The following is a 15,664-nucleotide window of genomic DNA, read 5'->3' on the forward strand; positions in this document are numbered from 1 at the left end:
GCCTCAGGGGGGATAACGACGGGGTGGGGCAGGGCTTTAGGAAGAAATCGAAATTTCTCCGAACGACGCCAAAAAAGACCGGTCTCTACGCGCGCGCGTAGAACAGGAGTATGATCGGCTTGCCGGCCGGGCGGAATAAAATTGCCGCCCAAGCGGCAAGGACGCACATCGTTAACCAGATGATAACCATGCGACGGCAAATTGCCCCTATCGAAGGGGTCAGGATCGTGCGGGGGCACTAACCGGCCGATTTATTGGGGACTGACCATGTCATCTGTGGACGTGAGCCGTGGAGTATGCGCGCTCGTTCCGGGCCTGCAGCACTGGCTCGAAAATGTCTTTTTCGCGGTGCGAGCGATCGACGCCGCTGTGCCGCGCGAACGGGACGACCGGCGCATCCTGCTGGCGACCGAGATCGGCCATGCGACTCATCGCGACATATTAATCACCATCGCCGAGGGCGCTCCCTCGCTGGTGCCGGCCGCCAACGGCCTGCCTGCCCGGGTCGCCTTTGGTCTTGAAGATATGGGCTTTGCCTTCGCGTTGATCGCCGAACTGGCCCGGCCCGCCGGCGTGCCCGCCGTCGGCGACAGCGCCAGCGCCCGCCTGATGGCGCTCGCCAGCCGGGTCGCGCGCAGCGACGCCACCGTGCTGATCCAGGGCGATACCGGCACCGGCAAGGAGGGCATGGCGCGCTTCCTTCACGCACGGTCGGGCCGCACCAGCGGCGACTTTATCGCGGTCAATTGCGCGGCGTTGCCCGAAACGATGATGGAAGCGATGCTGTTTGGCCATCGCAAGGGCAGCTTCACCGGCGCGGCCGCCGCGTCCGAGGGCCTGTTCCTTGCGGCCGACGGCGGCACGCTGTTCCTCGACGAGATCGCCGAACTGCCGCTGGCGCTTCAGGCCAAGCTGCTGCGCGCGCTTCAGGAAGGCGAAGTCCTGCCAGTCGGCGCGAGCCATCCGGTGCCGGTCAATGTCCGCGTGATCGCGGCGTGCAACCGCAATCTCGCCGACGAATGTGCAGCGGGCCGGTTCCGCGAGGATCTTTACTGGCGCCTGAATGTGATGCCGCTGGAAATGCGCCCGCTGGTCGAGCGCCCCGGCGACATCGCCGCGATCGCCGCCGCCATCCTGTTGCGCCATCATGACAATGCGAAAGGCCCGTTCATCTGGCCGACCGCCGCGGCCGTGGCCAAACTCGTCGATCATGCCTGGCCGGGCAATGCCCGCGAACTGGGCAATGTTCTTCAGCGCGCGCTCGTTTTGCGGGACGGCGACCGGATCGATGGGCACGATCTCCATATCGCGACGGCACCCCGTTTGCGCATGGTCTCGCCGGTTCCGGCGGCGCCAGAGGCCGTCCGGCTGCGCGACGTCGCGCATCATTCCAAGCTGGAGGCCATTCGCCTCGCGCTGCGCGAGACAGACGGCCACCGCGCCGCCGCCGCGCGCAAGCTCGGCATTTCCGAACGCACGCTTCGCTATCGGCTCGCCGAGATGCGCGAGCTGGCAGCGGCTTGAAGGGAGCGTAGGACATGGCAGGCATTTCCCCGACCGACAGCGTGATGGCGATCCGCAACGCCATCCTTCAGAAAAATGCGGCGCTGCGCGATGTCGCCTCGACCGGCGGCGCGTCCGGCGCGCCTGGCGTTGGTGGGGCTACGCAACCGGGCGGCTTTACCGAGGCGCTCAATTCCGCCCTGCAATCGGTCAACGGCCTCCAGAATCAGGCCGGCGAAGCCGCCGCCTCGTTCGAGCGCGGCGAGACCACCGACATCGCCGGCGTCATGCTCGCCAAGCAGCAGGCGTCGATCAGTTTCGAAGCGACCCTTCAGGTCCGCAACAAACTCCTGTCCGCCTATAAGGACATTATGAGCATGCCGGTATAATCGATGAGCGAGAACGCACTCACCCTTGACGGCGCTCCCGCCGTTTCGCCCGGCCTCCCGGTCATGGCCTCACCCTCCTATGGCGGCCCCAGGGGCTTCGACGCGGTCAAGGCCCGATTCATGGGATTGCTCAGGCAGCCCGCCGTGGCCAAAAGCCTGCCGCTGCTCGGCCTTCTTGGCGTCGTGGCTCTTGCGGGCCTCGCTTGGCTGGCGCTGCGCGAGCCGCCGCAGCGCGACCTGTTCCGGGGCTTGCCCGACAGCGACAAGTCGGCGGTGGCGCAGGTACTCGACCAGAACGGCATCGCCTATGACTTCAGCAGCGCCGGCGGCATGACCGTTTCCGACAGCGATTATTTCAAGGCCAAGATGATGCTCGCCGCGCAGGGCCTGCCCAAGAGCGCGCCCGACGGCAACAGCATGATCGACAGCCTGCCGATGGGTGCATCGCGCGCGGTGGAGGGCGAAAAGCTGCGCTCCGCCCGCGAAATGGATCTGGCCCGTACGATTGAGGCGATCGACAGCGTCGAGACCGCGAAGGTGCATCTTGCGGTCGAACCGCCCAGCGTGTTCCTGCGCGACAGGGCCAAGCCGTCCGCGTCCGTGATGCTGCGCCTCGCCAACGGCCGGACGCTGACCGATGCACAGGTGAGCGCGATCGTCCACCTCGTCGCCTCGTCGGTGCCGGAACTCAACCCCGACGATATTTCGGTGGTCGACCAGAATGGCCGGCTGCTCAGCCATAATGACGGCAATGCGGCCGATGACCGCCAGCTTGCGATCCAGACGCGGATCGAGGATCGCTATCGCCAGTCGGTCGTCGCGCTGCTGACGCCGATCCTTGGCACCGACAAATTTTCGGCCGAAGTCCATGCCGAACTGAACTTTGCCGAGCGTCAGGCGACCCGCGAAACCTATCCGCAGGACGAAGCGCGGCTGCGTACCGAACAGGGGACCTGGGCGTCCGACGAGCGGGGCCAGAAGGGCGGCGAGGCTTCCGGTATTCCCGGCGCGCTCAGCAATCAGGCGCCGGTGAACCCGACCGTCACCCAGACCAACCCCAACGGGCAGGCGGTGAGCCAGGCCCAGACCGCGGCCGATGGCGCGGCTCCCGGCACGCCGCCCAACCCGCTGATGAAAACGCAGGAGACGTTCAACCGCAGCTTCGAGCTGGGCCGTGAAGTCTCCGTTACCAAGGATGCGATCGGCACGGTCCGTCGTCTGTCGGTCGCCGTCGCCCTCGACATCGGCGCGGACGGCAAACCGCGCAGCGCGCAGGAAATCGCCGCGCTCGAAGCGCTGGTGAAGGGCGCGGTCGGTTTCGATCAGAGCCGTGGCGACGTGGTTGCCCTGTCCTCGCGCGGCTTCGCCAAGGCGGTGGAAGTCAAGGCGCCATGGTATGAAGCCGACTGGGTGTCCCCGCTGGCGCGCAACGTGTCTGCGCTGATCGTCGCCCTGCTGCTGATCTTCGGTATCGGTCGCCCGCTGCTTAAGCGCCGCGCCGCAGCTCAGGAAGCCCAGGTCGCCAATGTCGCGGTCCAGGGGCAGAAGATCGGCCGCGAAATTTCGGGCGAACTGCACAAGCAGGTGACGCAAAATCCCGATCCGGCCCGGCCGGTCACGCTCGACATGATCTCGTCCACTTATGATTATGCCCAGCGCGCCGACCTTATCCGCAATTTCGTGAAGCAGGACCCCGATCGCGCCGCGCTCGTGGTCCGCGACCTCCTTAAGGAGGGGAAGAAGGAAAATGCCTGAGATCGTTCCTGGTAGACCCGAAGCCCTCAAGGGCAGCGCCGCCGCCGCCGTTCTGCTGATGCTGTTCCACGAAGATGAGGCGGCGCAGATCCTGTCGCGTCTGGAGCCCGAGGAAGTGCGTCAGCTCGGCTACGCCATGTATGATGTCGCCGACGTCGACCCTGAAGAGGTGAACGAGGCGCTCGACCATTTCGTGACCAAGGCGAAGAAGCGCACCACCATTGGATACGGCGCAACCCGCCACATTCGCGGCGCCATGACCAAGGCGCTGGGCGAGGAGCGGGCCGAGACGATCCTTGCGCGCATCACCCCGCCGACGCGCTCGACCCAGCTCGAAATGCTCAAATGGATGGACGCCAAGGAGATAGCGGCGCTCATCGAAATGGAGCATCCGCAGATCATGGCGATCGTTCTGGCGCATCTGGAAGCGCCGGTCGCGGCCGATGTGCTCCAACTGCTGCCGGCGGAATATCAGGAGGAAATCGTCTATCGCATCGCCACGCTCGGCCCGGTGTCGAACGAAGCGCTCGACGATCTGGAACAGCTTCTGCTGCGCGGCCCGGTCAAGAAACAGGGTGCGGCGTCGCAGCGCGGCGGCACGATCGAAGCGGCGGCGATCATGAACAATGTCCGCAAGGATAATGAGCAGCGGATCATGAAGGCCGTGGCCAAGCGCGACAAGATGATCGCGCAGACGATCGAGGAAGAGATGTTCGTCTTCGATAACCTGATCGACATGGATGACAAGAATCTGGGCACGCTGATGCGCACCGTCGACAGCGCGGTGCTGGTCGTGGCGCTCAAGGGCGCGAACGACATGCTCAAGGCCAAGATCTTCAGCTGCATGTCCGCCCGCGCCGCGCAGGCGATCGCCGACGAGATCGAGGAGCGCGGGCCGATCCGCCTTGCTGAAGTGATCGACGCGCAGAAGCTCATTATCGCCACCGCCCGGCGCATGGCCGATGCCGGGACGATCATGCTTGGGGGCAAGGGGAATGATTTTGTCTAAGGTCTGGAACGCCGCCAGCCTTCCTGCCTTCGACGCCGTATCGATCGTGGGTGCGGGGCAGGGTGTGGGCAGCGGATTTCGCAGCCTCTATACCGCCCCCCCCGGTGCGCAAACCGCTGCGATGCGCGGCGCTGGCCTGGCCGATGCGGAACCTGAACTCGACCCGGTCGAACAGGCGCAGATGGAAGCCTTCACCATGGGTTTCGATGAAGGCAGCCGCGTGACGCAGGAAGCCGCCAGCGCCGATGACGCCGCGCGCATTCAGCTGGCCGAGGCGCTGACGATGCTCGCGCCGGTTCCGAGCGGCATGCTCTCCACGATGCTGTCGGCCACGGTCATTCGACTGGTCGAACAGATTGTGGGCGAGGTGGAGATCGACATCGAGCGGCTGGTGCAGCGCTGTGACATCGTGTCGGCTTTTGTCGAGGATAGCGAAGGGAAGGGGGCTTTGCACCTTCATCCCGACGACATAACTTTGTTGGAGGGCGAGAATATCGCCGTCAAGCTGGTGCCCGACGCCGCCATGCGCCGTGGCTGCGTGCGGCTCGAAACCGCCGACGGCTGGGTCGAGGATGGACCCGATGTGCGCTTGTCGCGCCTTCGCGCGCTGCTGGACGATATGGAGGGTAAGCCATGATCCGGGCATCGCTGGCTCAGGCCGAAACCCTGTTCGATCATCTTCAGGTTCAGAACCGCCAGCCGCGCCATGTCGGGCGACTCGTCAGCCATGATGCCGGCATGCTGGAGGTCACCGGCTTTCGCCGCCCGATCGGTGCGGGCGCGCGGGTGATCGCCAGCGACGGCACGGTCGCGCGGGCCGAGGTGGCCGGGTTTCGCGGCGGGCGCACCATGCTGGTGCCGCTCGACAGCGACGCGCCGCTCGAAAATGGCGCGCGGGTCGAACCCGACAGCCAGGCCAATATGGTGCAGGTCGGCGACGGCCTCATCGGCCGCGTCATCGACGCCATGGGCCAGCCGCTCGACCGCAAGGGACCGATCATCGCCGGTGGCAGCTGGCCGCTGAACGGCGTCAAGGGCAATGTCCTCGACCGGGGCCGGGTAACCGAACCGTTCGACCTTGGCGTACGTGCCGTCAATGCGCTGCTGACCGCCGGGCGTGGCCAGCGCATCGCCATCATCGCGGGTTCAGGCGTCGGCAAATCGGTGTTGATGGGCCAGATGATCAATGGCGCGGAAGCCGATATCGTGGTCGCAGGCCTGATCGGCGAGCGCGGGCGCGAGGTCAGCGACTTCCTCGAAACCAAGCTCAAAAACTCGATGCACAAATCGATCGTCGTCGCCGTGCCTGCCGACCATCCGCCGGTGCTGCGCCTCCGGGCGGCCGCACGTGCTACCGCGATCGCCGAATATTTTCGCGCGCGGGGCAAGAAGGTCCTGCTTCTGCTCGACAGCCTCACCCGCTGCGCCCATGCCCAGCGCGAGATCGGCCTCGCGCTCGGCGAACCGCCGGCGATGAAGGGCTATCCGCCGTCCGCGCTCGCGCTCATTCCGCGTCTTGTCGAGCGGGCCGGGGTGGACAGCCGCACCGGCGGCTCGATCACCGCGCTCTATACCGTCCTTGCCGATGGCGACGATACCGACGATCCGATCGTCGACGCCGCCCGGGCGATCGTGGACGGCCATTTCGTCCTGTCGCGCCATCTGTCCGAACAGGCGATCTTTCCCGCGATCGACGTCGGCAAATCCTTGTCGCGCGTCATGGCCGATGTGGTGAGCGACGAGCATAAAGCCGCCGCCGCCGCCTATCGCCGCCTGTGGGCTGCCTATGAGGAAAATCGCGACCTCATCCTGATGGGCGCCTATCGCCCTGGCAACGACCCCGTGATCGACGAAGCGGTGCAGCGCCGACAGGAGATCCTCGATTTCATTCGCCAGGACCAGAAGACGCGCATCGACCTTGAGACCAGCGCCGACGCGCTGATCGCGGAGTTCGGCGCGTGAAGGGCCTGCTCGGAAGGCGGCAGCGCGTCCTTCGTGTTCGCCATGTGCAGCATGCGATGGCGGTGGCCGAAACGGCGCGGGCCCGCGACGAGGCCGACGGCATCGCTCGCAACTCCGACCGTTTGCGCCGGGTACGCGGTGACCTGTTCAGCACGCAGGGCGCAGCGACCGGTGCATCCTTCGCCGCGATGCAGGAATTGGCCAGCCGGCTCGAACAAGCGGGCCGTCAACTCGACGGCGCGCTGTATGACGCCCGGCGAAAGGTGGAGGCCAAGGAAGCGATCGGCCTCGCCACCAATCGCGAAAAGGAAATCGCTGTTCGCCTGAAGGACCGCGCCCATGCGGCGCTGGAGGAATGGCGCGAAAACAGGCTGGCGGCGCTGCCGCGCTATCGCCGGATGCAGCGGACGGGGGATGCCTGACGTGAACATGCTGACCAGCCTTAAGGCTTTGCTCTTCCCTTCGGTCATGCCGGCGCGCGCGGTCGCCGTGCCAGCGAGCGACGGTGGCGATTTTGCGGCTTTGCTGAGCGGAACGATGATGCAATTGCCGGCCGCGCCGGTGGACAGCGCCGACCCGGCAGCCGACGCGGCGACCATGGATGCGCCTCAAGAGATCACCCCGTCGACTGTAGACCAACGGGTTTCGACCGAAGCTTTTCTGACCGACGCCGCAAGCCGACCGCCGCTGATTTCCCGGGCTGAAACGGTCGGGGCGACCACTGGTCCGGTTATGGCTCCCATCGTGCCGGACGGTCCGGTTGGTAACGCAGGCCGGGCGGAGGATCGCGTTAGCCGTCCTGGGGCGCTGAAGGGAACCGATGCGGCTGCGCCCCCGGCAGCAGAAAAGGAGGCCGCGCAGGTCACGCCCAGTCGCGCCGCCGTCACCTTCGTCATCGATGCCGACGCGGCTTCGGCCGGATCGATCCAGCGGCGGGTTGCAACGCCCCCGGAGCGGATTGAGCTGCCCGTCGACAACAGCCGGACGGAGACCCCGGCGCGGATGCCCGGCCAAAGCAGGACCAGCGTCCAGCGGACGCTGGCGTCCGAACCTTCCCCTGCGGGCGAACCGGCCGCTGCCGAGGCGATGGCGACGCCCATCGAAGGCTCGCCATCCCCGGAAATTCATTCCATGATGCTTGATGGCGATGCCATCGTGCAGCCATCAGACGGGACCATCGCGCGCGCGCTCGTCGAACAGCCGGGCCTCCCGGCGCGGGCCCCGGTGGCCGCTCCGGCAGACGAACCCGTCCGTAAGCTCGACGACGAGGACGTCAAACGACCGGAGTCAAAGGATGCGCCGGGCGCGCCTGTGCCGGGCTCGGAGCCGCTCCCCCTCATGGTGGCGGCGCCTGTCGTTCCGGTGGGGCCGCAAGCCTCCATTACACCTGCCCGCACTGTAGCTGCTTCGCTGTCTTCGAACGGTGTCGGGGGCGCAACCTTGCCCTTGCCGGCATCTGCTCCCGATACAGCAGTGGGCCCGGCTGCCATGGTGTCGGATGATGGCGTCCTCCCGATCCGTGAGCCCATCGCTACCCGGAACGCGGCGGCGCCGTCTACCTCGACCGAAGCGCTTGACCCTCCACCGGTCGCAACGCCAGTTATTCGATCAGAAGCGCCTGCGTCCTCGCCCGCTGTGAGGGGACCTCTGCCGGTCGCTGATGCAGCGCTGGTCGCTCCATCTATCCCCCTTTCATTGGTCGAGGCTCTCGAGAAGCCCGCTGGGCCAGTGCCCCCACCGGGCCAGTTCGCGCCGGAAAAATTGCTGGCGGCGAGCCCTGTTGTCCCACCGGCGATGCCGCCGCGCCCGAACGTGTCTGACGCTAATGCGCTATCGCAAGCAACCGGAAATATCAGGTCGGGTACGCCGGCACAGCCCTTCATTCCGGCTGCCCCACCCCTCGCGCACGCAGCGCCGGTTTCGGATATGCCCTCTTTTGCGCCGATCCCTGTTCCATCGGTTACAGACCAGCCCGCGAGTCCCGGCCCCAGCTTCCCGGCTCACACATCGAAACCTCAGCTGACGATAGCCGCACCATCCCAATTGGCGAGTGCGGATGCAGGTCGGCAAGCGCCCGATCTCCCAATCCAGGTAATTCCCACCAGCTTGGCCGCGCCCGAACAGACCGCGCAGCCCGCCATGGCAGCGCCATCGAGCATTCAGGCCCGTGCGGCTGGTGGCACGGCAGCGCACGCGAACAGCGAGGGCCTTGCCGAAGTCGCGCTTCCCTCGCCCGTTGCGAGCGCGGATGTGGTCCCGCCGCCAGCCCTGAATTTGACATCAGGCACGGACAAACCGGTTAAATTCGAAGCGCTGTCACTGCTGCAACTGGTTCGTGACCAGTTCCGGGGACGACTGAATGGCGATCATGAAGTTGGTAGAGATCCGGCGACAAAGCGCGTTGGTGTTGCCGCCACGATCGCGAGCGCTGTGGCAACGGACAGCCTGCCGCAATCTTCCCAGCCGCCGCCATTGGTCCAGACACCTAACGCCCCGCCCGTGATGACGCCCTTGCAGGCGGCCCCGCCGGTGATCGACCTGTCCGCCAGCATCGGCACGCAGCTGGTCGACATGGGCGTATCGGGCCAGTGGATCGACGGGCTGGCGCGCGATATCGCCGGGCTGTCGGCCAATGGCGCGCAGGGGCGGTTCCAGATCAATACCGAACAGTTGGGCAGTGTGCAGGTGGACATCCGGCGGGACGTCGATGGCGCGGCCGTGAGCCTGACCGTCGCGACGGAAGCGGCGGAACTGGCGCTGCACAAGGACCGGGATCGGCTGCAAATCGACGCTGGGCCTGGCACCGTCCGAATCACCGAACTCAGGATCGAACGCGCGCCGCCAGTGGAAAAGGTCACTGCCGCCGATCCCTCCAGCCAGCAGAGCGGGCCGCAGGACGGAACGGGATGGCAGGCCACCGGGCAGGGCATGGGTCAATCCGCTGGGCAGGGCCGATGGCAAACGCGCGAGAATTTCGCGCCGGCCCATAAAGCGAGCGCGGACGTCGCCGTTCTTAACCATGCGGAATTACGCGAATCGGCTGCCCATGGCGCGCGCCGGGACGCGGGCGGCACGCGCTATGCGTGACGCGGCAGCTTTCAGGGGACATGATTCATGAGCGACGACGCCAAGGCCAGGAAAAAAAAGGGCGGGGGGATGAAGATGATCCTTCTGCTCGTCGTCGCCATGCTGATCGGTGGCGCCGGGGCTGCCGGCGGACTCTACGCCGCCGGTTTCTTCGGCCATAAGGAAGAAGGCCCGAAGGAGGACCCGAATAAGCCGGTGCTCGTCCTGGCGGGCGAGAAGGCCGAGGATGTCGCCAAGGCGCACGGCGGCGGCGAAGGGCATGAGGGCGGCGCGGCCGCTGGCGGCCACAGGCCGGGCAAGGGCATAGACCTGCCGGCACCCGTTAATCCCGCCAATTATCAGGCCACTTATTTCCAGATGACGACGCCTTTTACGTCGAACATGTCGGATACGGACGCGTTCGCGCAGATTTCCGTCGCCGTTTCGACCTATTATGATATGCGCGTGATCGATGCGATCAAGACGCATGAAATGGCGATCCGCAGCCAGGTTTTGATGCTCCTCGCTCAGCAGCCCGAAGAGATGTTGGCGACGCCCGAGGGCAAGCGCCGGCTTCAGGGCAGGATCAGGACGATCATCAACGATATCCTCAAACAAAAGACCGGCTATGGCGGCGTGGACAATGTCTATTTCACCAATTTCGTGATCCAGTGACCGCAGGGACAGCCGTGTCGCTACGGTATCGTTAACCGGTTTTTTACCAATTTCGTTATTTTATAGCCTTGTCTGAATGCCGGGAAGCCCCCCGACGCGCAGGCAGGGGACTATCATGGACGATGTTCAGACCTACGCCTTTGGTCGTGGGGAACCGCAAGCGCCGGTGATGCTATCGGGGATCGACCGGCTTGGCGATAAGCTGGGCCGGCGCATCCGGGCAATCGTCGAGCCGATTTCCGGCGTGCGTCCGCATGTGACGAGCGAAGACGCACAGTTGGTCGAATTCGGCGCATGGTCGGCCCAGGTGCCTGCCGCCGCCAGCATCAGCATATATCGCCTCCTGCCGCTCAAGGGCCAGATATTGCTGCGCCTGGACGCGGCGATGATCTCGACGCTGGTCGATTGTTTCTATGGCGGCATCGGTAATCGCCCGCTGCCCGCGCGTGGCGAGTTCACGCCGACCGAGGACCGGTTGATCGCCCGCCTGTCCGAAACCATCATCGCTCGACTGGTCGAATGCTGGGGGGAGGTGCTCGCGTTGGAACCCGCGCTGATCGCCCGCGAAGCCGGCGTCGGGTTCACTGCATCGGCCCAGGCCGCCGACCAGATGGTGCTGCAACGATTTTCGGTCACGCTGACCCGCGACCAGTCCTGGCCGATCGACATCATATTCCCCTTGTCCGCCTTGCGTGCGGTCGAAGGGCTTACGGCCATGAAAATGCCCACTGACGAGGATCGGGTCGATCCGGTCTGGCGCACCCGGATCGCGCGGCGGATGCGCGACATCCGCCTGCCCGCGCGCACTATATTGGCGCGCCCCAATCTCTCGCTGGCCGAACTGATGGCGCTCAAGGCCGGGGACGTCATTCCGGTCACCATCGGCCGCAGCCTGCCGCTGATCGTCGGCGACCGCATCGTCGCCCATGGTACCATCGGCGAACAGGATGGCCGCGCCGCATTCCAGATAGAAAAGCTTGCCCAGGCACAGGATCAATAAGGGATCATAATGATGAGCGATATGAGCGAAGCGCCGCAGATCGACGGCAAGGGCGAAGACGGCGCGAGCCGTATGGCGGGCAACCGACAATTCCGGCTGCTCGCCGATATTCCGGTCCGCATGTCGGTGGAGGTAGGATCGACATCGCTGCGCCTCGCCGAGGTCATGGATCTGGCCGAAGGCAGCATCGTCGAACTCGACCGCCAGGCCGACGATCTGCTCGACATCATGGTCAATGGCGCGCTGATCGCCAAGGGCGAGGTCGTGACCGTCAATGGGCGCTACGGCATCCGCATCGTCGACATCGCCGCCACCGAGACCCGGCTCGCCGGTATCGAACGGCGCGGGTGATCCAGATCATGTTCTGGTATTTCCTGAAACTCATCATCCTGTTGCCGATGATCGGCGGCATGGCCTTTGCCGCGCTGTGGCTGTGGCGCAAATATCAGCCCGGCATGATCGGTGCAGGGCAGGGCGACCGCATCCTCAAGATCGTCGAAGCACTGCCGATGGGCACGTCCGGCAAGCTCGCGGTCGTGGATTTCGAGGGAAAGAAAATTCTCCTATCGATCACGCGCGGCAAGATCGAGAAGATCGCGGAAGGCGAGCATCGTGCGCGCTTCTAACCCCGGTTTCACGACGTCACGCATGGCTTCGGCGCTTGCCGCCTTCACGAAATGGGCGTTCTGGGGCCTGATCGCGCTCACCGCGATCCTCATCATCGCGCAGCCTGCCTTGGCTCAGGCCGTGCCGGCTCTCGCCCCGCCCGCGTCGCCGCCTGTCGACAATGGCGGCGCACTGACGCGCGCGATGGGCGCGCTGTCGGGCAATGGCGCGCCACTGTCCCTGTCGCTCCAAATCCTCGTCCTCATGAGCCTGCTGACGGTGCTGCCGTCGCTGATCCTCATGATGACCAGCTTCACCCGGATCATCATCGTGCTGTCGCTACTGCGCCAGGCGCTGGGTCTGCAACAGACGCCGCCCAACCAGGTGCTGGTCGGCCTGACCCTGTTTCTCTCGCTGTTCGTGATGCGGCCCGCGATCGACCAGATCAACGGGCAGGCTTTCGATCCCTATGGCAAGGGCCAGATCAGCATCGAGGAAGCGGTCGGCCGGTCCGGCAAGGTGCTGCACGGCTTCATGACCAAGCAGACGCGCGAGAGCGACCTCAAACTGTTCGCCAATATGGCCAAGGCTCCTGCGTTCCGCTCACCCGCCGACGTGCCCTTTTCGATCCTGCTGCCGGCGTTCGTCACCAGCGAACTGAAGACCGCATTCCAGATCGGCTTCATGATCTTCCTGCCGTTCCTGATTATCGATCTGGTTGTGGCCTCCACGCTGATGGCGCTCGGCATGATGATGCTGTCGCCGACCATCATCTCGATGCCGTTCAAGCTGTTGCTGTTCGTGCTGGTCGACGGCTGGGCGCTGACGATGGGGTCGCTCGCCGGCTCCTTCGCAACCTGAGCCGCCACAGATGGAAAACGCCGATTTCTTCATGGGCCTCGCCCAGCAGGCGTTGTGGATCACCGCGCTTGCCGCCGCGCCCATCCTCATTCCCGCGCTGATCGCGGGCGTGCTCATCGGCATGGTGCAAGCCGCGACCTCGATCAACGAACAGACATTGAGCTTCATCCCCAAGATCCTTGTCGTGGGCGGCATGCTAGTGCTGTTCGGCGGATCGATCATGGTGCTGGTCGCCGATTTTACCCGCGAAATCTTCGAACGCATCCCGGACCTTCTCCAGTGATTGCGCAACCATGATCGCTCCGGGCTTTTCAGGCGTCGAGACGCAATTATGGATATTACTGATCGCGATGATCCGGCCTGGCGCAGCCTTTCTCGCCGCGCCGATCTTCAGTGCGCCCGCCGTTCCGCTTCAGTTGCGCCTCATCCTCAGTCTCGCGCTCGGCATGGCGGCGCTCAACAGCGTCGCGATCCAACTGCCGCATGACGGCATCGCCAGTTTTCAGGGCGTCATGCTGGTGGCCGGCGAAGTGCTGGCGGGCCTCGCCATGGGTTTCGCGGTTCAGATCGGCTATGCGGCGGCCTTCGTCGCGGGCGAGGCGGTCGCCAACGCGATGGGGCTGGGTTTTGCCGCCATGGTCGACCCGCAATCGGGCACCGCGACGCAGGCGGTCGGCCAGTTTTTGTCGATCCTCGCGACCTTTCTTTTCCTCGGCATGGACGGGCATCTGCTGCTCGTCAGCTTCGTCGTGCAAAGCTATCAGTCAATGCCGCCGGGCGGTTCGCTGATGGGCAATGACTCGGTCTGGCACCTTATCACTTTCGGCGGATCGCTGCTGGGGGCTGGCGTGACCATCGCGCTGCCCGTCGCCTTTGCGCTGGTGCTGGTCCAGATCGTCATGGGCATGCTGGCGCGCACCGCGCCGTCGCTCAACCTGTTCGCGGTGGGCATGCCGGTTGCGCTGATGGCTGGCCTCATCCTGCTGGCCATCGCGGCGCCGGTGATGGGCGAGGGCATCACCGCTTCGCTCAAAAGCGGGCTGGAACAGGCGCAGCTCATTTCGGAAGGGCGCTGAACGATGGCGGGCGGCTCCACCGGCGGCGGCGAAAAGACCGAGAAACCGACAGCCAAAAAATTACAGGACGCCGCCAAAAATGGCGACATCCTCCAGTCGCGCGACCTCGCCACCGCGCTGGTCGTGCTGGCGGGCATCGGCATGATCGCGGTCAGCGGTCCGTCGCTGGTACGGGCGATGTCGAACATGCTGGTCCAGGGCCTGCGCTTTGGACGCGAGGATATCGTCGATTTCGCCCCGGCCGCGCGTGGCCTTCATCTGCTGTCGGGCGTCGCCTTTCCGGTGGCGGGGATCATGCTGGCGACGCTCATCGCCGCGATCGCCGCGCCCGCCGTGCTGGGATCGCTCGGCTTCCGCCCCGGCGCGTTCGCGCCCAAGGCGTCCAAAATGAACCCGGCATCCGGCCTAAAGCGCATGTTCGGCACGCAGGGCCTGATCGAGTTGCTGAAGTCTGTCGCCAAGGTTGGCCTGCTCGGCGCGGTCGGTATCTGGGTGATCTGGGACCGGCTGACGGCGATCGTCAATCTGGGCAAGACTGGGGACGCGTCCGCGCTGGCTGGGCTGGGCGACATGTTCATCATGACCTGCCTCATCATGGCGGGTGGACTGTTCGTGATAGCCGGCATCGATGTGCCGGCGCAGATCATGCAGCGATCCAAGCGCCTAGGCATGTCCAAGCAGGAGGTGAAGGACGAGCATAAGGAGAGCGAAGGCTCGCCCGAACTCAAGGGCCAGATTCGCCGCCGCCAGTTCGAGGTGCTGAGCGGTTCCAGCCGCAAGGCGGTGGCCGAAGCCAGCGTCATCATCACCAACCCGACGCATTTCGCGGTCGCGCTACGCTACAAGCCGGGGCAGGACGCCGCGCCTATCGTCGTGGCGCGCGGCTGCGACGCGATCGCCGCCGCCATCCGCGAGCTGGCCGACAGCAACGGCGTGCCGGTGCTGCAATATCCCGAACTCGCCCGCGCCATCTACTTCACGTCGCGCGCGGGGCAGATCGTCAATGAAGGCCTCTACATGGCGGTGGCGACCGTGCTGGCTTTCGTGTTCCGCGTCGAAAATCGCTTGGCGAGCGAGATGGATCGTCCGTTCATCAAGGTGCCCGACGATCTGCGCTTCGACGCCGAGGGCAAGAAGGTTTGACACGACCTCAAAACCGGATGGTGAATTAAAGTTTAGCCGCATCTGTCCGTAATGTCTTCATGGGGACGCATTATGATGGTGCGTCATGAACGACTATGCTTCACGAAACGAGGTGACGCCGATCGAGCGGGCAGGGGTCCGGCCGACGGCCGTTCAGCCCGTGGGCGCGCTGGCCAAAGCCGCGGACAGGGCCACGCGCGCAACTAATGTTCCGCCGGTCTCCGAGCAGGATGCCGCCGCGATCGACGATAATGTCGCGGGCGCGGCCGAATATGCCAGGGTCCATGCCCGTATCACGATGATCCTCGCCGACATGCGATCGGACATGCCGCCCTCGATCGATGCGGCGTCGCAGGCCGTCCAGTCGATGCTGCCCGAGCGGTCGGTCATCGTGCCGCTGCCGCCGGCCTCCAAGGAGGCGGTGGAGCAGGCGGCGAGCCTTGCCAGGCGGCTCGTGCAGCAATCCTTCTATGCGCACGCCGCACAGGCCCATGTGAAGCGCGGCACCGTAGACCAGCTCCTGTCACCGGCGAACTGAGAGAAAATCGCCGCCGATCCCGACACGAAAATCATTCCTAAAGGTCTGCCCGCTACCGCCGTTCTCTCATCCTGAAAGGAC

17 protein-coding genes are annotated in these 15,664 nt (G+C 65.2%); all 17 read left to right on the forward strand.

All coding sequences use genetic code 11. The annotated features are described in order from the left end of the window. Window positions 1–267 precede the first annotated feature (267 nt). The 17 genes from WG907_RS03545 to WG907_RS03625 all read left to right on the forward strand — a co-directional run bounded on the left by WG907_RS03545 (window position 268) and on the right by WG907_RS03625 (window position 15,583). Window positions 268–1,524: a sigma 54-interacting transcriptional regulator gene (locus WG907_RS03545; RefSeq protein ID WP_340231217.1), complete on the forward strand. Its 1,257-nt coding sequence runs from the start codon at window positions 268–270 to the stop codon at window positions 1,522–1,524. Window positions 1,525–1,538: 14 nt separating this feature from the next. Further along, a complete protein-coding gene (fliE, locus tag WG907_RS03550) occupies window positions 1,539–1,892 on the forward strand; it encodes a flagellar hook-basal body complex protein FliE (protein WP_340231219.1) in 354 nt (117 codons plus the stop codon). 3 nt (window positions 1,893–1,895) lie between these two features. After that, window positions 1,896–3,647 carry a flagellar basal-body MS-ring/collar protein FliF gene (gene fliF / locus WG907_RS03555; protein ID WP_340231220.1) on the forward strand — a complete coding sequence of 584 codons (1,752 nt, stop codon included), beginning with the start codon at window positions 1,896–1,898 and terminating at the stop codon, window positions 3,645–3,647. Beyond that, complete coding sequence (gene fliG / locus WG907_RS03560) at window positions 3,640–4,656, forward strand: flagellar motor switch protein FliG (RefSeq protein ID WP_340231221.1); 1,017 nt, start codon at window positions 3,640–3,642, stop codon at window positions 4,654–4,656. The genes fliF and fliG overlap by 8 nt, the downstream gene beginning before the upstream one ends. Beyond that, entirely contained in the window at window positions 4,643–5,293 is a 651-nt protein-coding gene (locus WG907_RS03565; RefSeq protein WP_340231222.1) for a FliH/SctL family protein, read from the forward strand. The genes fliG and WG907_RS03565 overlap by 14 nt, the downstream gene beginning before the upstream one ends. Continuing rightward, the gene (locus tag WG907_RS03570; RefSeq protein WP_340231223.1) at window positions 5,290–6,618 is read left to right on the forward strand and encodes a FliI/YscN family ATPase; all 1,329 of its coding nucleotides are present in this window, start codon (window positions 5,290–5,292) and stop codon (window positions 6,616–6,618) included. The genes WG907_RS03565 and WG907_RS03570 overlap by 4 nt, the downstream gene beginning before the upstream one ends. Next, entirely contained in the window at window positions 6,615–7,040 is a 426-nt protein-coding gene (locus WG907_RS03575) for a hypothetical protein (protein WP_340231225.1), read from the forward strand. Before WG907_RS03570 ends, WG907_RS03575 begins: the two co-directional genes overlap by 4 nt. Further along, on the forward strand, window positions 7,033–9,705 hold the full coding sequence (locus WG907_RS03580; RefSeq protein WP_340231227.1) for a hypothetical protein: 2,673 nt from the start codon (window positions 7,033–7,035) through the stop codon (window positions 9,703–9,705). Before WG907_RS03575 ends, WG907_RS03580 begins: the two co-directional genes overlap by 8 nt. A gap of 27 nt (window positions 9,706–9,732) precedes the next feature. Then, window positions 9,733–10,359, forward strand: coding sequence for a flagellar basal body-associated FliL family protein (locus tag WG907_RS03585; RefSeq protein ID WP_340231228.1), 627 nt, complete (start codon window positions 9,733–9,735; stop codon window positions 10,357–10,359). Between the two features lie 115 nt (window positions 10,360–10,474). Further along, window positions 10,475–11,359, forward strand: a complete 885-nt coding sequence (locus tag WG907_RS03590) for a flagellar motor switch protein FliM (protein ID WP_340231229.1) — start codon at window positions 10,475–10,477, stop codon at window positions 11,357–11,359. A gap of 12 nt (window positions 11,360–11,371) precedes the next feature. Next, the gene (fliN, locus tag WG907_RS03595; RefSeq protein WP_340231230.1) at window positions 11,372–11,710 is read left to right on the forward strand and encodes a flagellar motor switch protein FliN; all 339 of its coding nucleotides are present in this window, start codon (window positions 11,372–11,374) and stop codon (window positions 11,708–11,710) included. 8 nt (window positions 11,711–11,718) lie between these two features. Beyond that, window positions 11,719–11,985: a FliO/MopB family protein gene (locus WG907_RS03600; RefSeq protein WP_340231823.1), complete on the forward strand. Its 267-nt coding sequence runs from the start codon at window positions 11,719–11,721 to the stop codon at window positions 11,983–11,985. A 22-nt stretch (window positions 11,986–12,007) separates the two neighbouring features. After that, window positions 12,008–12,826: a flagellar type III secretion system pore protein FliP gene (gene fliP / locus WG907_RS03605; RefSeq protein WP_340231824.1), complete on the forward strand. Its 819-nt coding sequence runs from the start codon at window positions 12,008–12,010 to the stop codon at window positions 12,824–12,826. A gap of 10 nt (window positions 12,827–12,836) precedes the next feature. Then, entirely contained in the window at window positions 12,837–13,109 is a 273-nt protein-coding gene (gene fliQ, locus WG907_RS03610) for a flagellar biosynthesis protein FliQ (RefSeq protein ID WP_340231231.1), read from the forward strand. A 10-nt stretch (window positions 13,110–13,119) separates the two neighbouring features. After that, the gene (gene fliR / locus WG907_RS03615) at window positions 13,120–13,902 is read left to right on the forward strand and encodes a flagellar biosynthetic protein FliR (protein ID WP_340231232.1); all 783 of its coding nucleotides are present in this window, start codon (window positions 13,120–13,122) and stop codon (window positions 13,900–13,902) included. 3 nt (window positions 13,903–13,905) lie between these two features. Then, window positions 13,906–15,045, forward strand: coding sequence for a flagellar type III secretion system protein FlhB (flhB, locus tag WG907_RS03620; protein WP_340231233.1), 1,140 nt, complete (start codon window positions 13,906–13,908; stop codon window positions 15,043–15,045). An 85-nt stretch (window positions 15,046–15,130) separates the two neighbouring features. Further along, window positions 15,131–15,583, forward strand: coding sequence for a hypothetical protein (locus WG907_RS03625; protein ID WP_340231234.1), 453 nt, complete (start codon window positions 15,131–15,133; stop codon window positions 15,581–15,583). Window positions 15,584–15,664 lie beyond the last annotated feature (81 nt).

Source organism: Sphingobium fluminis (assembly GCF_037723805.1).
GTDB lineage: Bacteria > Pseudomonadota > Alphaproteobacteria > Sphingomonadales > Sphingomonadaceae > Sphingobium.